This window comes from Enterococcus sp. 4G2_DIV0659, from assembly GCF_002140715.2.
Lineage (GTDB): Bacteria > Bacillota > Bacilli > Lactobacillales > Enterococcaceae > Enterococcus_L > Enterococcus_L mansonii.
This window is the reverse complement of the sequence record NZ_NGLE02000001.1, coordinates 382,342-403,606: the sequence shown is the minus strand read 5'-3', so window position 1 is coordinate 403,606 and position 21,265 is coordinate 382,342. Positions and strand designations below refer to the sequence as shown.

The window sequence follows — 21,265 nt, the reverse complement described above, 5'->3', positions numbered from 1 at the left end:
GTCGTTAAAAAGCTATCGAATTGATTTATTAACATAAATAATCAAAAATTGTTATAATTATCAATATTTTTCTGTTAATTTCTTATATTTGCAAAAAAATGAGAACATTTTTTGCTTTTTACAGGTATAATGAATAGAAAGTGTGTTCTTTTTTCTAAAAAAATGATACGATTTATACAGGAAAAAAATTGAGGAAGTGAGAACGATTAGTAAGCGACAACGTCAATCAGAAAAAGAAGAAAGATCAACATTTCTTTGTAAAGAAGTTGATCCCGATTATTTAGGCCGTGAGATTTATGCCGATAATGTAGATACTCCGTATTCATTTTACTTAGTTCGAAAATTGAATCTAGCAAGAGATTATCAAAATTTGGCAGAGGGTGAAGCCTTTTTTGATGCTATCTGTGATAGCTGGGATGAAACAGAAGATTTCGAAGAGTTAGTTGTCAAGAAAATCTATATGTATGTTGAAACAGAAACGATGTATTATACTTTGTATGTAGGCAGTTTTGAACCTACGAGAAGAGATTTGCGCTTAAGTTTGAAAAAATGGTTAGAAGAAATCGTACTTGAAAAAAAAGATCATTCACTCGTTCATAAAGGCGAAGTAGCCTTGAATTCCGGAGAAATTCAAGGAATGATGAAACAAATGCTTGAAACGTCAAATGAAATTTTCCGCCTTCGTAAGATAATTACTGATTTAACGGACACAATCAATCATGGAAAATTGGACATGACTTCTTCTAAGAGTACGCCAATTATCTCTAGAAGCATACAAACGATTCATCTTAAACGAGCGCAACCCCTAGTTATTGAAGATGAGAACACAGAAATAGATAACGATCAGCAATCTGATCAAGAAGAGGCATCCATTGATGTAGAGGTCGACACTGAGCCTGTTGATGCTCCTATAAGTGAGGAAATAGAAACTGCTGCAATAGAAGAACCTATGAAAGCAGCGGGAATTGAGATAGAAAAAAAGTTGGAACAAGAATTGGTGGAAAAACCAATTCAAGAAGATTCCCCAGTAGAAGAAATTACAACTTATCCAGAGCAAGAAACAGAAAATAATTTAGAACCGGAACCAAAACAAGAAACAACGGTAAAAACTTCTCGTGCTTCTAAAAAGTTGAAACGCAAACAAGCAGAGAAAGCTGGGAAATCAGCAGAAATGATGAAAGAAAAGAAAAAAGCAGTTCCTACACAACCGAAAACAGTTGTGTTACCTTCGTTGGTTCTGAAAAAAAGGAAAACACCAAAGGCAACACCAAGCAACTGGCCTCGTTTTTCTAAACTAATGAAAAGTAGTAAAACGATTGCTGCTCCACCTAGAATTCCAGAATTTTCTAAAAGTGAGCGCGAAAATTTAGAAGATGAAATCTATTTACGTTTTATGAACAAACGAATGCGAGCAGCAACAAAGAAAAATCATAACCAGAAAAAAAGTATCTTACGTTCAGAATTGTTAACCCAAATTGGACAGGCTGAATACTTGAACTACTCATGGGGACAAGTGCTTAGACAAAGAAAAGAAGATGTCTTGATTTGTGGACGTTTAAGTTGCGGCGGTTTAGTTGCTTCTTTAGATGAATTTTTACAAGAAATGCGCGAACTTGCATACAGTCGTTCTTTATTTGGCAGAAAAGTTCGCTGTTCAGTTGATGCATTGCGTCGTTTGGAAGGCTATATTTTGATGGATCAGTATATGCAAAAACTAAGTTTGATGCCGATTGAAAAATAATCAGTACTAAATAAAGAGAAGATCGATTGAAGAAAAAAACAAAGGACGTTCTCTTTAATCTTAAACAAAGGTTTAAGTGAGTGGTGCAAAACTTGAATAGTTTTGTTCCGCTCGCTATTTTTGTCTCATTGTGGTTAAAAAATGAGGAGGAATTAAAATTATCTACTTCTTTTTCGAAACAATAGTGAAAATGACCTATTTTGTAGTATAATTTTCAAGGATAGAGGAAAGGTGGGGGATTTAATGAGAAATAAGCAAATATATGCAGTTGTTGATATTGAAACAACTGGGACAGATCCTAGCGTTGATCGGATCATTCAATTTGGTTGTGTTTTAATCCAAGAAGGCACGATCATCTCTCGGTTTGCTACCGATATTAATCCCAATCAAGCCATTTCTAAACAAATACAACATCTTACTGGAATCAGTAATGCGAGAGTGCAAAAAGCGCCATATTTTGAAGATGTTGCACTGACCATTTATAATTTATTAGCCGACACTGTATTTGTGGCTCATAATATTTATTTTGATTATTCTTTTTTAACGCAAGAACTCATTCGTTGCGGAACACCAAAGCTGAAGATTCCTGGCATTGATACTGTTGAATTAGCTCAGATTTTTTTACCAACTGAAAAAAGTTTCAGATTAGGTGATTTGTCGGAAAGCTTGGGATTGATCCATGATAATCCTCATCAAGCCGATAGTGATGCTCAAGTTACCGCCGAATTGTTACTACTAATCGAAACAAAAATGCGCTCATTACCATTGATTACGATGGAGACGATTGCTTCATTAAGTCATCAAACTGGGATGGACACAAGTGCATATATCCATCAAATTTATGCAGAAATGAAACATGATATTCAACCATTAGCCAAAGAACAGCACGTTGTTTCAGGAATAGCGATACGGAGAAAAGAAATTACGTTATTTGAAGAAAAGCTTTACGGAGAATATGCATTTCCACAAAAGAAAAGAGCGAAAGAAAAGTTTTTTGCTGGAAAAATTGCTTATCGATCTGAACAAGGGCGTATGATGAATGTAGTTTACGACCATTTTACGAATGATCAATTGAAAGATTTATTTATAGAAGCAGCGACAGGAACTGGGAAAACATTAGGGTATCTCTTCCCACTAAGTTATCTAGCAACGCCAGATGATCCAGTGGTTATTAGTACAGTGTCAATTGTGCTGCAAAATCAATTAGTCGAAAAAGATCTTGTTTTAGCAAATCAAATTTGTCCTAAACCATTACAAGCGACAATTATCAAAAGTCATCGTCATTATATTGATCTTCAACGTTTTAAAGCGACATTAAAGCATCCTGTTAAACAAAAACAATACGCGTTGTATCAAATGGGTGTTTTAGTATGGCTGTTGGAAACTGAAACTGGAGATTTGGATGAGCTGCAACTAACGAATTTTAATCATATCTTTTGGAAAGACGTGGCGCATAGAGGCCTTGATTTTATTTCTGATCAAGATCCATTATATCAAGAAGATTTTGTTCGTTTCTTGTACAAAAAAGTGAAACAAAGCAATGTCTTGATTGTGAATCATGCCTTTTTAGCTCAAGAAACCCTTAGAGAGATACCGTTACTACCCAAAAGTTCATACTTGATTATTGATGAAGCGCACCATTTACCTGACATTGCGGGAAAAATTGCTAATCGTCAATTCCAATTTATAGCATTTAAAAAACAAGTAAACGCCCATTTAGAAGAAGAACAACTTTTCGATCAAGTCAAACAATTATTTGAAAACGAAGCAGAAGCTAAACGATTGCTGCGAATTTATTGCAAGGCTGCTGAGGATTTAATTGAAGAGTTGGCTGATTTATTTTATGAAATCGATCAATTATTACCAAATGCCTCCACACATCAGTCATTGCGGTCAATCCTTTTAACAAAAGAAGTGTTCGATCAATTATCATTGGAGGGTGAATCATTCATTCAAAAAATCGACATCCTTTTATCAGAAATGTCAGAGATTCAAAAACGATTACAATTATTGATTGAGGAACAATTAGAAAAATATACTGCGACAGAACGCATCACTTTTGTTAGCCTATTACAGTTTTTCGAACGAGTTGACTTTTTAGCTGAATGTTTGGATATCTATGTCAATCAATGGCATCCACGATGGGTCAAGGAATATAGCGTAAATAATCAAGGTTATGTCTCACTTTCAATCAACGACTTGGATGCTAGTATCTTACCAGAAACGTCATGGTATGATCGTTATAAACGAATTATATATACAGGTGGAACCTTGAAATTTGGGCATGATAAAAATATTTGCCAAATAAATTAGGATTAACTGACTTTGCGTTTAAAACTTTGCCAGATCCTTATAATTATGAAGAGAATGCACGGCTTTATATTCCAGCAGAAGCAATTGAAATCAGTCAGGCTGATACGGTCGGATTTTCAGCTTATATTTCTTCTGTTATTCATGAATTAGCAAGGCAACAAAATCGATCGATCCTAGTTTTATTCACTTCTCATGAAACCTTATCCAGCGTTTACTACCGATTGCAACAAGAGCTGCTCAATGAAGGGCGAGAACTCTTAGCACAAGGCATTAGTGGTAGCCGTGAAAAAATGTTGAAACGATTTGCCCATTCAAAAAATAGTGTTTTACTTGGCGCTGATAGTTTTTGGGAAGGGGTAGATTTACCAGGTGACGCTCTATCTCTATTAGTTGTTACACGATTGCCTTTTGAAAATCCTAAACGGCCTTTTGTCAAGGCTCGCTATGACTACCTTGAGGAAAAAGGGATTCCAGCGTTTACTCATGAAGCTTTACCAAAAGCTGCACTACGTTTGCGTCAGGCGCTGGGTCGACTGATTCGCTCTGAAAAGGATAAAGGAGCGTTGTTGATTTTAGATCGACGTTTGATCACAGCTAAATACGGCAAGCGGATGCTAAAAGCTTTGCCAAAAAAATTACCAGTCAAAGAAGCGCCGTTAGCTGAAATAATGAGTGAACTAAATGAATTTTTAAACAAATAAGCAAAATAAATTTGTCTGGTATCTATTAAAGTGAACTGATTTTCTGCTATAATGATAGCCAGTAAGTTTGGAAAGGGCGAGGCGATTGCAAGGACAAGAAGAAAGAAATGAAACAAGAATGACCAAAATTCTTTTAGGTGTAATTGCTTTTTTGTTAGTGGTTATTGTGATGATCACTATTTTCTATGTTCGATCAACGCATCCAAGAACACAGGCAAAAAAAGAGGCAACCCAAATCGCTAAAGAATATGCACATCTAGAATCTGTGGATCAATTTTATTGGTTTACTCGAAAGAAAACCTACTTTACTGTAACTGGGAAAAATGACAAAGGCGAAGAGCTTATTGTGATTATTCCTAAATCAGGAGAAAAAGTGACCGTGCTAAATCAAAAAGACGGGGTGGAAGAAGGACACATCCGCCAAATTGTTGAAACCGACTATAAAGAAAAAGAAATAAAAAAAGTTAATTTGGGGTTATATAAGGGAAAACCTACGTGGGAAGTACTGACCCAAAATGAACATGGCTTATTGACGTATTATTTGCTGTCATTTGAAAATGCAGAAGAAATCATGATTATTAAAAATGTCTGACGAGACAATTATTTATACACTTGATAAAACAAGGATAAAAAAATGAATGGAGTGAAGAGTATGGAATTATCAAAGCGTGCCCAAAAATTAGAACCTTCTGTGACCTTGGCAGCATCAGCAAAAGCAAATGCGTTAAAGGCAGAAGGAAAAAATGTTTTAAGTTTAACAGTAGGCGAACCAGATTTTACTACACCTAAAAATATTCAGCAAGCAGCAATTGAAGCAATAAAAAGTGGCAAAGCTAGCTACTACACGCCATCTGGCGGCATCAAAGAATTAAAAGCAGCAATTATTGACTATATTGGTCGTTATTATCAATTAGATTATCAGCAAAAAAATGTTATCGTGACAGACGGAGCCAAATTTGCGTTATATTTACTTTTTCAAGCGGTATTAAATCCTAATGATGAAGTCATTATTCCGGTGCCTTACTGGGTGAGCTATGGAGAACAAGTTAAATTAGCTGAAGGTGTTCCTGTCTTCATCACTTGTGATCAGGAAAAAGAATTTAAAGTGACCGTAGAACAACTAGAACAAGCCAAAACACAACAAACTAAACTATTGATTTTAAATTCTCCATCTAATCCAACAGGAATGATTTATTCAAAAGAAGAATTGCAAAAAATCGGTGAATGGGCTGTAGCCAATGATGTTTTAATTGTATCAGATGATATTTATGGTAGACTAGTTTACAATGGATCAACGTTTACGCCAATCGCAACATTATCTGAAGCGATTGCCAAACAAACAATTATTATTAATGGTGTTTCTAAAAGTTATGCCATGACTGGTTGGCGTATTGGTTACGCAGTTGGGAATGAAAAAATCATTGCTGCGATGAATGATATCGCGTCTCAGTCAACGAGTAATCCAACTGCGGTTAGTCAGTATGCTGCAGTGGAAGCTTTAAATGGCGACCAAGAAACAGTAGAAATTATGCGTCAAGCGTTTGAAGAACGTCTAAATACAATTTATCCTAAGGTTGCTGCATTACCTGGATTTAACATGCAAAAGCCGCAGGGGGCATTTTATTTATTTCCAAATATCAAAGAAACCTTAGACATTTGCGGATACACGGATGTGACAAAGTGGGTGGATGATTTATTGGAAGAAGCCCAAGTAGCTTTGGTTACAGGTGCTGGTTTTGGAGCGCCAGAGCATGTTCGAATCAGTTATGCCACTGATTTGTCGACGCTGGAAGAAGCTGTGAAACGCATTGCAGCATTTATCGAAAAAAAATCAATAAAATAAAACACTTAATTCGGGATAGGTAAAAAAGAAATGAACGGAGAGACGATTGTGGAACAAATTCAAATTATCGATTCAAAAAATCATGTAGGCGAAACAGTAAAAATAGGTGCTTGGATCGCCAACAAACGCTCAAGCGGAAAAATTGCTTTTTTACAATTACGTGACGGAACTGCTTACTTTCAAGGGATTGTCGTAAAAAGTGAAGTGCCAGAAGAAGTTTTCCAGTTAGCAAAAAGCTTAACGCAAGAAACATCTGTCTGGATCACAGGTGAAATCAGAGAAGATAGCCGTTCTAAGTTTGGCTATGAAATTGGTGTCACAGGAATTGAAGTGATTGGTGAAAGCCATGAATACCCTATTACACCAAAAGAACACGGAACAGACTTTTTAATGGATCACCGTCATTTATGGTTGCGTTCATCACGTCAGCATGCCATCATGCAAATTCGTAACGAAATTATTCGTGCAACTTACCAATTCTTTAATGACAACCACTTTGTTAAAATCGATCCACCAATCTTAACAGCTAGTACGGCTGAAGGAACGACAGACTTATTTGAAACCAATTATTTTGATCAAAAAGCATACCTTTCTCAAAGTGGACAATTATACATGGAAGCTGCCGCTTTGGCATTTGGTAAAGTGTTCTCATTTGGACCGACTTTTAGAGCTGAAAAATCGAAAACACGCCGTCATCTAATAGAATTTTGGATGATCGAACCAGAAATGGCTTTCATGCACCAAGAAGAAAGTTTGGAAGTGCAAGAGCAGTACGTGGCTTTCCTTGTTCAAAGTGTTTTGGATAACTGTGATTATGCACTGGATGTTTTAGGACGTGACAGAGAAGTACTGAAAAAATATACTCAATTGCCATTCCCTCGTATTTCGTACGATGAAGCAGTTGAATTGCTTAAGAAAAATGGTTTTGATGATATTGAATGGGGAGATGACTTTGGCTCACCGCACGAAACATTTATCGCGAACTCATTTGATCGACCAGTATTTATCTTAAACTATCCAAAAGCAATTAAGGCCTTTTACATGAAGCCACATCCAACTCGTGATGACGTCGTGATTTGTGCTGATATGATCGCTCCAGAAGGCTATGGAGAAATTATTGGCGGTTCCGAACGAGCAATCGATCATGATTACTTAGTGGAACAAATTCGCAATCATAATCTAGATGAAAAAGAGTATTCTTGGTATTTAGATTTAAGACGTTATGGTTCTGTGCCACACTCTGGATTTGGATTAGGACTAGAGCGTACGGTGACTTGGTTAGCTGGTATTGAACACGTTCGTGAATCCAGTCCATTCCCACGTCTATTGAACCGTATTTATCCATAGAGATTCTAAAAAGGTAGTTGATCAGAGCTTTTGCTTTGTTCAACTACTATTTTTATGAAAAAGAATCAAACATAGCAGTTGAAATTATTCCCTATGTTCGTTTATTATTGTAATGTAAAGAAATGAATGAGAAAATAAAGTAAATTGTTTAGAAATACGCTATTCTGTGGTAGAATTGACAGAAAGTACAAAAAAGGAATGACTCGAATGGAAAACCCAACCCAAGTGAAAAGAAAACATTTTCGTTTTCCAGCTTATGATGATGAATTAGGTGTAAAATTAACTTCTGAAAATAAACGAACACTGTTTCAAGATGAGCCTGTGTTGACTAAAGCAACGACACAAACAAGTCAAAGTGCACCCGTAATTGATCCAATAACAGTGCAACCTGTTTTACCAAAACAACCCACTCAAACAAACAATCATCATTTGACCCATAGTCAAGAGCAGATGGAAGAATTAGCTCGTCATAAATCTAATCTGCCTAATTATATGATGACGCACAATAAACCAAGTTCACCAAAACAAAAAACAAATTTATTTGGCAATCTGCCTAAAAGAAATTCTTATGGTTTTGGTTCTCAACAATCACCAAATAAAAACAAAGCAGCATTCTCAAAAGATTTTACTTATGAGACGCGCTCTTATTTTGTTCCAAAGTACATTCCAGCTTCTGTTATTCCAGAAGAACAAGCGCCGACTTTGACAGAGCAAGAATTGGCACAATCAATGAAAAAGGATCAAAGTTCATATCTACTTTTTGATGATGAACCAGCAGCGTTCCAAGTGAAAGGCGATGAAGATCCTACTGTTCAAAAATTTAATATTCCTAAAGAAACGCCTGAAATTCCTGTGACAAGACGTCAATACCAACAGATTAAGCCAGATATGGAGCGTTTTGGTAAAGAAGAAGATCTTAGTCATAGCTTACCCCGCTCACGTAAAGAGTTAAAGACTGCCAAAGAAAATGCCAAAAGTCAGACAGCGTATGGTCAAAAAGTTGCAGAAGCTGAGCAAGAAAAAAAACGAGGGATTTTAGATAAGCCTTTAAGCGGTATTATTGAAGATTCAAGTATGGAATTAGAAAATAGCAAGTATTTTAGCTAAAACATAATCGATTGGGACAGAAGGACCTACCTTTGATAGAGGAGGAGACTTCTGTCCCGCCCTTTGTTTGAAACATAAATTTTTAGTTGATTATTTCATAAATTTATATGATAATGAGTTGCACATATCGTAAAAGTGTTTAAAAAAGCTACGTTTTATATAGATATTAAGAGAAGAGGATAATAATGAGCAATCAAGAAAATAAATTACATCATTTTGTTGGAATCAAGGGTTCAGGGATGAGTTCGTTGGCACTTGTATTGTTTGAAAAAGGCTATCAAGTTCAAGGATCGGATGTAGATGAATACTTCTTCACGCAACGCGATTTAGAAAAAGCAGGCATTAAAATTTTGCCTTTCAATGAGGATAATATAACAAAAGACATGATTGTTATCGCAGGAAATGCTTTTCCGGATAGTCATGAAGAATTAGTTCGTGCAAAAGAACTGGGCGCTGAAATCGTTCGTTATCACGATTTTATTGGACGTTTTATTCAGCCTTATACAAGCGTTGCTGTCACAGGCTCTCATGGAAAGACAAGTACGACAGGTTTGCTTTCTCATATATTGACAGGAATTGCGCCAACGAGTTATTTGATTGGGGACGGCACAGGTCATGGAGACCCAAATGCAGAATTTTTTGCGTTTGAAGCCTGTGAGTATCGTCGTCATTTTCTAGCGTATTCTCCAGATTATGCGATTATGACCAATATTGACTTTGACCATCCTGATTATTATAAGAGCATTGAAGATGTATTCTCAGCTTTCCAAAAAATGGCTGTTCAAGTGAAAAAAGGAATTTTTGCGTACGGTGACGATAAATACTTACGTCAGTTAAAAGCAGATGTGCCGATTTATTATTATGGATTGACTGATGATGATGATATCCAAGCAAAAAATATCAAACGGACAACCCAAGGATCTTCTTTTGATGTATATCACAACGACCAGTTTGTGGGACACTTTGTTTTACCAGCTTTTGGGCAGCACAATATCATGAACGCTTTAGGTGTGATTGCTGTTGCTTACTTTGAAAAATTAGACATGACCAAAGTAGCCGAAGAAATGTTGACATTTGAAGGAGTGAAACGTCGTTTTACTGAGAAAAAAGTGTCTGATATGATTATCGTAGACGATTATGCACATCATCCAACTGAAATTATTGCGACAATTGATGGTGCGCGTCAAAAATACCCTGATAAAGAAATTATTGCGGTGTTTCAGCCTCACACATTTACACGTACGATTGCGTTGATGAATGAATTTGCCGAGGCATTAGATTTAGCGGATTCTGTTTTCTTATGTGATATTTTTGGTTCTGCCAGAGAACAACAAGGCGATGTGAAAATTGAAGATCTTGGTCAAAAAATCACCAAAGGCGGTCAAGTGATTAAAGAAGAGAATGTTTCTCCATTATTGGATTATGAGCATGCTGTAATGATCTTTATGGGTGCTGGTGATGTTCAAAAATTCGAACAAGCGTATGAAACGCTATTAAGTAATACAACAAGAAATGTTTTATAAAATACAGCTGAATTAAGTGGCTAACAGGTTATATTCGTCTCTTGATTGGAAAAAAGGCAGAAAAAAGCACCTTCTTTGGAAATATGCTTTTTTCTGCCGATTCTTTTTAGCTTGCCTTTTACTGTCATTTTGGTACAATTATCTTATCATTAGTGGAGGTGTACTAATTTGAATATCGGAAAACCGAGAAAATTAGGCAAAACCATCGAAGATATTGAGGAAGGCGATTCGCTGTCTTTAACCGAATCGATCGAAGATAAAGATTTACTTCTTTATTTGGGCTTAACCAACGATGCCAATCCTTTATATATCCAACATGATTATGCCCAAAAAACAGAATATGGCAAACCAATCGTGCCATCGATCATGCTGATGGGAATCATCACTAGCGCGATCTCAAAACATTTACCAGGACCAGGCTCTCATGTCGTGAATTTTTCGGTAAACTTTGTGGAACCTGTTTTTCATTACGAAACATTAACCTTTCAATTTGAAGTAATCAAAGTTGATAAGATGAAAGATGTGGTGACGATTTCGATTGAAGCAGTCAATGAAGAAGAAGATCGAGTTCTTGATGCGGTCGTAATGGTTCAGCCACCGCAAGTCACATTAGCTGAATTAGAAGAGAAAGAAGGAAATATAAATGAATAATGGAGCAGTAGTAAATGCTGGGATAAATAAGTTTTATTCAAAAATTTATGCATTTTTAGCAATGGGAATCGGTGTTAGTGCGTTAGTGTCGTATCTCATCTTGAATGTTTTTCCAATTGTTTTAGTTACATTGTTGAATTCAGTTCCCTTGTTTTTTGGTTTATGGATTTTACAAATCGGTTTAGTTTTATTCCTAGGTCTGAAAGCACAGAAGAATCCAACCTTGGCTATCAGCGGCTTCTTAGTCTATTCTATCTTGAATGGAGTAACGATTTCAGCAACATTATTGATGTATGCTCAAGCAACTGTGGTTAGTGCGTTTGTCAGTGCTGCAGCAACATTTGGTGCAATGTCATTAGTTGGAATGTTTACGAAAAAAGATTTGTCAGCGATGGGACATGCAGCGTATAGTGCGTTGATCGGAATCATCATTGCCATGGTAATCAATTTCTTTTTCCTACGTAGTAGTGCCGTTTCGTTTTTCATTTCTATCTTGATGGTTTTGATTTTTGCAGGGATTACAGCTTATGACAATCAAAGAATCCGCCAAGTTTACAACGAAACAGGGGGACAAGCAGGAACAGGGATTGCGGTCTTTTTCGCTTTACAATTATATCTTGATTTCATCAATTTATTTATCGCTTTCTTACGTATCTTCGGTAAAAATAACTAAGAGTAGTTTTAAACAACATCTAGAGAAATTTAGATGTTGTTTTTTTGCATTTTTTTAGCTTTAAAATGAATAAAAATACTTAAATAAGTTTATTTGTGTTTAAATAACCGTTGACTATTATTGCTATATCATTTATACTTTTAGAAAATTACTGATGATTTGCCAACAATAAAAAATGAGAAGGTGTCGTTTATGGGAGCGTATGGAGATGGTCCAAAGGGATTTAAATTTTATGGTGGGCATGTAGGGATTAAAAAAAGAAAAAAAGACTTTGGGTTAATTGTGGCTGATGAACTCTGTCATGCCGCCGCTGTGTTTACAAAAAATACATTTTGCGGTGAGTGTATTCCAATTGGAAAAGAAAATATCAAAGATGGACAGTTGCAAGCGATTGTTGTGACGAGTGGGATAGCTAACGTGGCTACAGGGGAAATTGGTAGACAAAATGAGTATAAGATTATGCATCAATTATCTAAAAAATTAGACATTGAAGCAACCAATATTTTACCTTCTTCAACAGGATTAATCGGACCACAATTACCAATTAAGACTATTGAAGACTTTTTAAGCAACCAACCGATTAAATTAACAAAAAAATATGAAGACTTTGCTCAAGCTATATTGACGACTGATAAGCGGACAAAAGTACGAACAGTGAAGATTGGTGAGGCAACAATGTTAGGAATCGTCAAAGGTTCAGGAATGATCGAACCAAATATGGCAACGATGTTGGCCTATGTTTTAACGGATGCAAAAGTAAGCAAAGAAACAATCTATCCAATGTTAAAAGAAGCGGTTGACCAGTCCTTTAATACAATCAGTATTGATTCAGACACAAGCACAAGTGATACAGTGGCGTTTTTAGCGAATGGGCATTACGAAGTGAAGGAAGAGCAGATACAAGCAGCGCTCAATCAACTATGTAAAGAGTTGGCATTAGATGTGGTAAAAGATGCTGAAGGAGCGACGAAGACAATGTTTGTTACTGTGAAACAAGCAACAAGTAAAGAGCAAGCTCGATTTGGTGCTAAATCGGTTATTAATTCACCTTTAGTAAAAACAGCGTTATTCGGTCATGATCCAAATTGGGGACGAATCATAATGGCTTTAGGAAAAACGCAAGGTTTAATATTTGATCAAGATAAAATAAATATATCATACGGTGATTTACCAATTTTTTCGAATAATCAAGAAGTGAAGCAAAATCTTCCTCTAATCGAGCAATATATCAAAAATAATGAAGATGTCTATCTAACGATCGATCTTCAACAAGGGACTGAAAGTTTTCAAGCAATTGGCTGTGATCTAAGTTATGAATATGTCAAAATCAATAGTGATTACGCCACTTAAAAGGATAAAACGAGGGTTGACTCAGAAATGTCTAATTGTAAGAGCAGACAAGGTGTTGCTTTTGTAGACTGATTTATTTAGCTTTTATGTGACTAGGATTTGACTCGTAGAGTGATTCCTTAGTCACATTTTAGTTTTCTCGCCTCTTTTATTTTACGAATGTATGTTCTATAATAGAAGAGATGGGTGGGATCATGAATGAAAACAAGGCAAAAAATTGCTGTTCGTAGATTAGTTGAGTTTATTTTACGTAAAGGAAGTATTGATTCTAGACATACAAGTGAGCATACTGCTCAGGAAGGTGCCAAGATTCATCGGAAATTACAGCAAGCAGCCAGTGGAAATTATCAAAAAGAAGTGAAATTAGCAATCAACATAGAATTAAATCAGCAAACATACATAATTGAAGGGCGAGCTGACGGAATTTTTTTCGATGAAAATAATCGAACAGTCATTGATGAAATTAAAACATCAGAACCCGCATTTTCCGAATTATCAGAAGAACAGGTGGAAATGTTTTGGTATCAGGCAATGTGCTATGGCCATATATATTGTCAACAAGAAGACCTAGAAACGATCACTTTACAGTTGACCTATTACCAGACAACCACGAAAGAAATTACGCGACAAGACAAAGAATGTACAAGAGAAGAACTAAAGCAATTTTTTGATGAGTTAACTCAAAGCTATGAGCAGTGGTTGATTTTTAAAACGAGTTGGCGCAAACTTCGGAACCAATCATTAAAGAACTTAACGTTTCCATATGGAGCGTATCGTTCAGGGCAACGAGAACTTTCAGTCGCTGTTTATAAAACAATTTTAAGTGAACAAAAATTATTTGTTGAAGCGCCAACAGGAACTGGGAAAACGATTTCTACGTTATTTCCTACCTTAAAAGCACTTGGTGAGGAGCAAGCAGAAAAAGTTTTTTATCTAACGGCTAAAACCATTACCCGTCAAGTAGCCGAAGATGCTGTAGAAGCAATGAAACAAAAAGAAATGCATCTAAAAAGTGTTACACTAACAGCGAAAGATAAAATCTGTTTCTTGACGGAACGAAATTGTACGCCAGAAGCGTGTCCCTTCGCTAATGGTTATTACGATCGTTTAAACGAAGGCTTATGGGATTTACTAAATCATGAAAATCAACTGACCAGAGAAGTGATTGAGAGATATGCAAAAAAGCATACATTGTGCCCCTTTGAGCTATCATTGGATGTTAGTTTATGGTGTGATTTGGTGATTTGCGATTATAATTATTTATTTGATCCAGTTGTTTATTTACGCCGCTTTTTTGAAGATCAATCAGAGCCCAAAGAAACCATTTTTTTAGTAGATGAGGTCCACAATTTAGTCGGTCGCTCTAGAGAAATGTATTCAGCCGCTTTATCTAGAAACAAGCTATTAGCACTGAAAAAAATCATCGATAAAAACCAAACAAAATTTAACCGAGCCTTAAACAAAATAGACAAAGAATTTGCAAAAATCCAACAAGTTTGTGAGCAAGAGGGAACGCTCTTTTTGCATCAAAATGAACCAATTGATTCTTTAGTTAAAGCTGCTAATTCTTTAGTCGAAAAAATAAAAGAATGGTTACCTGAAAATCAGAACTTTGTTGAATTGGAGCAAGTGTTAGCTGTTTATTTTGAGTTGATGCATTATCTTAAAATCGGTGAAAGTTATGATGATCATTATTGCACCTATGTAAATTGCGAAAACTATGATATTATAATCAAGCAATTTTGTTTAGATCCCTCTTACCTTTTAGAGCAAAAACTAGATAAGGCCAAAGCCAGTATTTTATTTTCAGCAAGTTTAACGCCTTTGGATTATTACCAAGAAATTCTAGGTGGCACTCAAGACAGTTTGCGTTGCCGAATACCCAGTCCTTTTCCGAAAGAGAACCAATTGTTGTTGATTGAAAATCAGATACAAACAACATACAAAGAGCGGGCGCAAAGCTATGAAAAAATTACTGAAAGTATAACTGGAATGATCAAACAAAAAAAAGGGAATTATGTTGTTTTCTTTCCTTCTTACGCCTATATGGATAATGTCTATAAGCTATTTCAGCAAAAAAATCCGCAAATTAAAACAAAAATACAAGCAACCTTAATGAATGAAGCAGAGCGGGAAGCTTTTTTGCGCGACTTTATCTCAGAGCCAGATGATACTTTCGTTGGTTTTTGTGTATTAGGCGGTATTTTTTCAGAAGGAATCGACTTAAAAGGGACGCGCTTGATTGGCACAGCAATCGTGGGTGTTGGATTACCCCAAATGAATCATGAGCAAGAGTTAATTAAAGAGTATTATGATCGAGAAAAAAATCAAGGCTTTCAATTTGCCTACCAGATTCCAGGGATGAATAAAGTGCTGCAAGCCGCTGGAAGAGTAATAAGAGATACAGAAGATAAGGGAGTGGTTCTTTTGTTAGATCAGCGTTTTTCGTCGAATGCTGTTCGACGTTTATTTCCGCCTCATTGGAATCAAGTTCAGCAAGTCTCTTCTACTGAGCAAGCTCAACAACTAATGAAGCAGTTCTGGCAATCAATGGAATCGACTAATTACAAAGGAACGATCATTTAAATAATCAGGAAAATAGAACTATAGGAGGAACCAAAATGAAAACGATCTTAGTTTTACACACAGGTGGAACGATTTCGATGTCAAAAGAAGCCGATGGTAATGTTGCACCAAATCAGATGAATCCCTTACTGGATCAAGAAGCATTATTTGAAGGGAAAGTAAATTTAATCGTAGAGCCGATTTTTAACATCCCTTCACCTCATATGACACTGGAGAGGATGTTGGAACTCAAAGAGCGGATACAAAAAGCCTACCAAGAAAAGATTGATGGTGTGGTGATTACTCACGGCACTGACACGTTAGAAGAGACAGCTTATTTCTTAGATATTACATTAGAAAATCAGATACCAGTTGTTTTGACTGGGGCGATGCGCTCAAGTAATGAGATCGGAACAGATGGACTATACAATTTCATTAGTGCAGTTTGGACGGCTTGTTCAGATGATTCACGTGGCAAAGGAGTCCTTGTGGTAATGAATGATGAAATCCATACAGCACGTTATGTCACGAAAACTCATACGACAAATGTTGCGACATTTCGGACACCTACATTTGGTCCGATTGGTATGATTGCAAAAGAGCGAACCTTTTTTGCTAGTGAGGTTTGTCCGCAAGAAGTGTGTGATATTCAATCAGTGGATGGGACAGTTTATGTGATTAAAGCATATGCTGGTATGGACAGCAGTTTATTTGATTTAATTGATAATGATCAAACGAATGGGATTGTTATTGAAGCACTGGGGGCAGGAAATCTGCCACCAGAAACCTTACCTGCGCTAGAAAGAATGTTGGCGCGCAATTTGCCAATTGTTTTAGTTTCCCGTTGTTCAAACGGCATTGCTGAAGACATTTATGATTATGAAGGCGGCGGCGTAAATTTAAAGAAAATGGGGATTATTTTTTCAAGAGGCCTAAATGGACCAAAGGCTCGAATTCGGTTGATTGTTGGATTAAATAGTGGAAAGAGCTTACATAAACTACATGATTTTTTAAGTGAATGATTTTAATTGTTAAAATAGACGAAATAATGGGATGGGGCCAAAATGAGACAGGTGTCAAAAGTCGTATGTGAACTTCTACAATTTGAAGCCCGAATCAACACCGAGAAAAAAGTAGCTGCTACACGTTGTTTTTTTCTCGAATTTTTTTTGCTTTTTGTAAAAAAAACGGTTGTTTGTTCAGGAAAATGCTATAATGAGAAAAATGATTGATTTTCTTTTTTAATTTAATAGTACTTCTTTTATGCATAAACAAAATAAATGAGTAAAAAAGTAGAAAGGGTGTGTAGGTATGAGGTTTAAAGAACAATTATTGCAGGCATTGGATCAAAAAGAGGAGAAGATGATTGAAATCAGAAGATATTTACATCAATATCCTGAATTATCTTTTCAGGAATATAAAACGGCTAAGTATATCGCTGATTTTTACGAAGGAAAAGACTGTTCGGTTCGGACAGGCGTTGGTGGAAATGGTGTAGTTGTAACGATTGATAGTGGTCGTGCTGGTCGAACGGTCGCATTGCGTGCCGATTTTGATGCCTTACCTATACAGGAAAATACTGGTTTACCTTTTTCGTCAAAAATCGATGGTGTCATGCATGCGTGCGGTCATGATGCTCATACAGCGTATATGCTTGTGCTAGCAGAAACCTTGATTGAATTAAAAGATGCGTGGCAAGGAAAAATTGTTATTTTACATCAACATGCTGAAGAATTGCCGCCAGGAGGAGCCAAAGCAATGATTGCAGATGGCTGTTTGGATGGTGTAGATAATGTATTAGGATTACATGTAATCAGTAATCTAAAAAATAGTACGGTTTATTATCATGCTGGGTCAATTCATACGGGACAATCTGGTTTTAAAGTGAGTATTCATGGTCGTGGGGGACACGGATCAATGCCTCAGGATACGACCGATGCGATTTTAGCTGCCTCTAATTTAGTCGTGAGTCTCCAATCGATTGTCAGCCGTCGTGTCGATCCTTTTGAAATGACAACATTAACTATTGGAAGTTTTGAAGCTTCAGGTGCTTCAAACGCAGTAAATGGTAAGGTCGTTTTACAAGGTGATGTTAGAACGTTATCAGGAGAAGTTCAAAAATCCGTTGAAGTCGAATTCAAACGTATTTTGGATGGTATTGCATTGATGTACAATGTCACGTATGAATTGGAGTATCGTCATAATTATCCAGTAACAGTCAATAATGAACAATTAACCGATTTTGTTTCGGCTAGTTTAAAAAATAGTGACATTCCTGAAATAGAAGCTATTCTTGACTCAGGTGCACAAGGACCGTCAGAAGATTTTGCCTATTACGCACAAGAAAAACCAAGCTGCTATTTTCATGTAGGAGCAGCACCTAAAGATGGTCATTTCTATCCTCATCATAACGAAAAATTTATGATTGATGAAAATGCGTTACTGATTAGTGCAAAAGCCATGGGTGCAGTCGTAGCAGATTATTTGGAAAAATATTAGATAAAAAGAATCAAGCATAACTAGACGAAAAATTAAATTCGCTTAGTTATGCTTTTAGATTATCGGTAATTAGTAAATTGTAACTCCATTGGTAGCTCTAAATCCCTAAGAAGAGCAATGACTTTTTGTAAATCATCACGGCTTTTACCAGTTACTCTGATTTTATCTTCTTGAATTTGTGATTTGACTTTGATTCCTGAGTTTTTGATGGCTACATTGATTTTTTTTGCATTGTCTTTATCGATGCCGCTAATTAAATCACCATATTGACGAGCAGATCCGCCAAGTGCTTTCTCACTTGTTGAAAAATGAATATTTTTGATGGGGACAGCTCGTTTCACTAATTTTGCAAAAAGAACATCTTTGACTTGTTCAATTTTATAATCATCCTCAGCAACAACAACTAACTTGTCATTTTCTAACTTTATATCAGCGACCGAACCTTTGAAGTCAAACCGATTTTTGATCTCTTTTACGGCAATTTGAATGGCGTTTTTTACTTCCTCCATATTGATTTCAGATGTTACATCAAAACTTGCTTCTTTTGCTGCCATTGTGTATATCCTCCTTTAATCACTATTTCTTATTTTATAGTACCATTAAATAGAGAAGAAACAAGTCAAAAAAGCTTTTTCAAAGAATAGTGGACAGGCGGCATGTCCGAAGGGAAGTGACTAAAATAATCCTCATTTTAATCAATTTTTCTTTTCTTTTTTACGATGAACTGTTATTCTAAATCAGGAGATTTTTCTGATTGAATCGGTGATAAGTAAAAGTTGCAAGAATGGAACAGCTTTTTGGTAAAGGGGAGGATATACATGAATAAGTGGGTTATTTCATATAGACAAAGTGAAACATTGAAAAAGTTTGCCGTTATTTTTGTTACAGGGATTTTAGTAGCAATCAGTTTAAACTTTTTTTAATTCCAGCAAAAGTTTTTTCAGCAGGAATGAATGGCGTTGCACAGATTATTGCGACTTTATTACATACGCATTTATCGATAACCATTGATACAGGTCTTTTTATTTTGTTATTAAATATTCCAATTTTTATTTTAGGTTTTTTGAAATTAGGGAAAGAATCAACGATTTATAGTTTTCTAAATGTTGCTTGGGTTTCAATAACGACGATTCTATTGCCTATCGAAGTCGTTACCACTAATCCTTTGATGAATGCAATTGTCGGCGGCGTTTTGATTGGGATTGGTGCAGGATTATCTTTGAAAATGGGCTTTACAACGGGCGGTATGGATATTGTTTCATTGGTTTTATCTAAAACAACAGGTAAGACAGTTGGAAATTATATGTTTATGCTTAATGGAATTATTGTCGTGATTGCAGGATTTGTTTTTGATTGGGAGAGTGCGTTGTACACGATCATCTCGATTTATTGTATGACTCAAGTAGTTGATATGATTCACACCAGTCATCAAAAAGTAACGGCTATGATTGTAACGGTTAATCCAGAAATTGTCACACAAGCCATTTCAAAGCAGATGATCCGTGGAATGACATTGTTACCGTCTATGGGTGGTTATTCCGGTGTAGAAGGCCGTATGATCATGATGGTCATCACTCGTTATGAATTATACGATTTAGAGCAGATTGTTTATGAAGTAGATGAAAATGCCTTTATGAATATTATTCCAACGCAGTCTGTCTTAGGTCGTTTTGCGAATGAAGATGAACAACGGATTTTTAAAAGTACAGGTAGTTTTCCGGAAGTGAAAAAACGTAAAGGAAAATAGAAAATTTGTCTAAATTGTAAGGATATTTTCTTATAATTTGGACTTTTTTTATTTATACAATCGCTTTATTTGCTAAAGATAACTTTCATTATAATGTTTAGCAATCATTGGTGTAGCAATGTTTTTTCAGACAAATAGCTAAAACTGTCCACAGTTTTGTGAAAGTTTGGACAAAAGTTTTCTGAAAAAGACAATTTTAGTAGAAAAGTACTAAAAAGTCTGCTAAAATATAACTGTTGGTTAAGGATGTCCTTAACAAATAAAGTTTTTTTAAAACTTAGGAGGAATTTTATTATGCCATTAGTATCAGGAACAGAATTTCTTAAAGCAGCTCGTAAAAGCGGCTACGGTGTTGGAGGATTCAACACAAACAACCTAGAATGGACTAAAGCGATTCTTGAAGCTGCAGAAGCTAAAAAAGCGCCAGTATTAATCCAAACTTCTATGGGTGCGGCTAAATACATGGGCGGATACCAAGTATGTTACGATTTAGTAAAAGATTTGATTGATTCAATGGGCATTACTGTACCAGTAGCTCTTCACTTAGACCATGGTGAATACGAAGATGCATTAGAATGTATCGAAATCGGCTACACTTCAGTAATGTTTGATGGTTCTCACTTACCGTTTGAAGAAAATATTGAAAAAGCAAAAGATGTTGTTGCTAAAGCACATGCTAAAGGCGTTTCTGTAGAATGTGAAGTTGGCTCAATTGGTGGTGAAGAAGACGGAATCATCGGTTCAGGTGAATTAGCTGACATTCAAGAATGTGTACAAATGGTTGCTACTGGGATTGATTACCTAGCATGCGGAATTGGTAACATTCACGGTTCTTACCCAGATAACTGGGCTGGATTAGCTTTTGATCATTTACAAGCAATTTCTGACGCTGTTGGTGATATCCCGTTGGTATTACACGGCGGATCAGGTATTCCTTTAGAGCAAGTTCAAAAAGCAATCTCTATGGGTGTTTCTAAAATCAACGTGAACACTGAATGTCAAGAAGTATTTGCAGCTGCAACTCGTAAATATATTGAAGAAGGCAAGGACCTTGAAGGTAAAGGTTTTGACCCTCGTAAATTATTAGCACCAGGAACAAAAGCTGTTACTGAATTAGTTGAACAACGTATCGAATGGTTCGGTTCTGCTAACAAAGCATAATAAATAAAAGAAGAGACTGAGACGACAGATTATTGTTGTCTCAG

14 protein-coding genes and 2 pseudogenes are annotated in these 21,265 nt (G+C 36.0%); 15 read left to right on the top strand and 1 reads right to left on the bottom strand.

Annotated elements, in window-relative coordinates:
* Positions 1–196 precede the first annotated feature (196 nt).
* The 13 genes and pseudogenes from A5880_RS01905 (at position 197) to A5880_RS01845 (ending at position 18,313) form a co-directional block, all read left to right on the top strand.
* Positions 197–1,741 (top strand): hypothetical protein, encoded by a 1,545-nt coding sequence (locus A5880_RS01905; protein ID WP_086331526.1) that lies wholly within the window; start codon positions 197–199, stop codon positions 1,739–1,741.
* A gap of 243 nt (positions 1,742–1,984) precedes the next feature.
* A pseudogene (locus A5880_RS01900) lies at positions 1,985–4,755 on the top strand (helicase C-terminal domain-containing protein).
* A gap of 118 nt (positions 4,756–4,873) precedes the next feature.
* Positions 4,874–5,347: a cell wall elongation regulator TseB-like domain-containing protein gene (locus A5880_RS01895; protein ID WP_179190499.1), complete on the top strand. Its 474-nt coding sequence runs from the start codon at positions 4,874–4,876 to the stop codon at positions 5,345–5,347.
* Between the two features lie 60 nt (positions 5,348–5,407).
* On the top strand, positions 5,408–6,598 hold the full coding sequence (locus A5880_RS01890; RefSeq protein ID WP_086331523.1) for a pyridoxal phosphate-dependent aminotransferase: 1,191 nt from the start codon (positions 5,408–5,410) through the stop codon (positions 6,596–6,598).
* Between the two features lie 48 nt (positions 6,599–6,646).
* Entirely contained in the window at positions 6,647–7,945 is a 1,299-nt protein-coding gene (asnS, locus tag A5880_RS01885) for an asparagine--tRNA ligase (protein WP_086331973.1), read from the top strand.
* Between the two features lie 198 nt (positions 7,946–8,143).
* Positions 8,144–9,052 carry a hypothetical protein gene (locus A5880_RS01880; protein WP_179190502.1) on the top strand — a complete coding sequence of 303 codons (909 nt, stop codon included), beginning with the start codon at positions 8,144–8,146 and terminating at the stop codon, positions 9,050–9,052.
* Between the two features lie 185 nt (positions 9,053–9,237).
* On the top strand, positions 9,238–10,575 hold the full coding sequence (gene murC, locus A5880_RS01875; RefSeq protein WP_086332022.1) for a UDP-N-acetylmuramate--L-alanine ligase: 1,338 nt from the start codon (positions 9,238–9,240) through the stop codon (positions 10,573–10,575).
* 168 nt (positions 10,576–10,743) lie between these two features.
* Positions 10,744–11,226, top strand: coding sequence for a MaoC family dehydratase (locus tag A5880_RS01870; RefSeq protein ID WP_086332023.1), 483 nt, complete (start codon positions 10,744–10,746; stop codon positions 11,224–11,226).
* Positions 11,219–11,899: a Bax inhibitor-1/YccA family protein gene (locus A5880_RS01865; RefSeq protein ID WP_086332024.1), complete on the top strand. Its 681-nt coding sequence runs from the start codon at positions 11,219–11,221 to the stop codon at positions 11,897–11,899. Before A5880_RS01870 ends, A5880_RS01865 begins: the two co-directional genes overlap by 8 nt.
* A 192-nt stretch (positions 11,900–12,091) precedes the next feature.
* Positions 12,092–13,249, top strand: coding sequence for a bifunctional glutamate N-acetyltransferase/amino-acid acetyltransferase ArgJ (gene argJ / locus A5880_RS01860; RefSeq protein ID WP_086331522.1), 1,158 nt, complete (start codon positions 12,092–12,094; stop codon positions 13,247–13,249).
* Positions 13,250–13,447: 198 nt separating this feature from the next.
* Complete coding sequence (locus A5880_RS01855) at positions 13,448–15,835, top strand: ATP-dependent DNA helicase (protein ID WP_086331521.1); 2,388 nt, start codon at positions 13,448–13,450, stop codon at positions 15,833–15,835.
* A 35-nt stretch (positions 15,836–15,870) separates the two neighbouring features.
* Positions 15,871–16,836, top strand: coding sequence for an asparaginase (locus A5880_RS01850; protein ID WP_086331520.1), 966 nt, complete (start codon positions 15,871–15,873; stop codon positions 16,834–16,836).
* 289 nt (positions 16,837–17,125) lie between these two features.
* A complete protein-coding gene (locus tag A5880_RS01845) occupies positions 17,126–18,313 on the top strand; it encodes an amidohydrolase (protein WP_086331519.1) in 1,188 nt (395 codons plus the stop codon).
* Positions 18,314–18,372: 59 nt separating this feature from the next.
* On the opposite strand, the gene A5880_RS01840 is transcribed toward A5880_RS01845, so the two are convergent.
* Positions 18,373–18,867: a YajQ family cyclic di-GMP-binding protein gene (locus A5880_RS01840; protein WP_086331518.1), complete on the bottom strand. Its 495-nt coding sequence runs from the start codon at positions 18,865–18,867 to the stop codon at positions 18,373–18,375.
* Positions 18,868–19,131: 264 nt separating this feature from the next.
* Here A5880_RS01840 and A5880_RS01835 point away from each other — a divergent pair.
* Positions 19,132–20,060, top strand: a pseudogene (locus tag A5880_RS01835) (YitT family protein).
* A 294-nt stretch (positions 20,061–20,354) separates the two neighbouring features.
* A complete protein-coding gene (locus A5880_RS01830; RefSeq protein WP_086331516.1) occupies positions 20,355–21,221 on the top strand; it encodes a class II fructose-bisphosphate aldolase in 867 nt (288 codons plus the stop codon).
* Positions 21,222–21,265 lie beyond the last annotated feature (44 nt).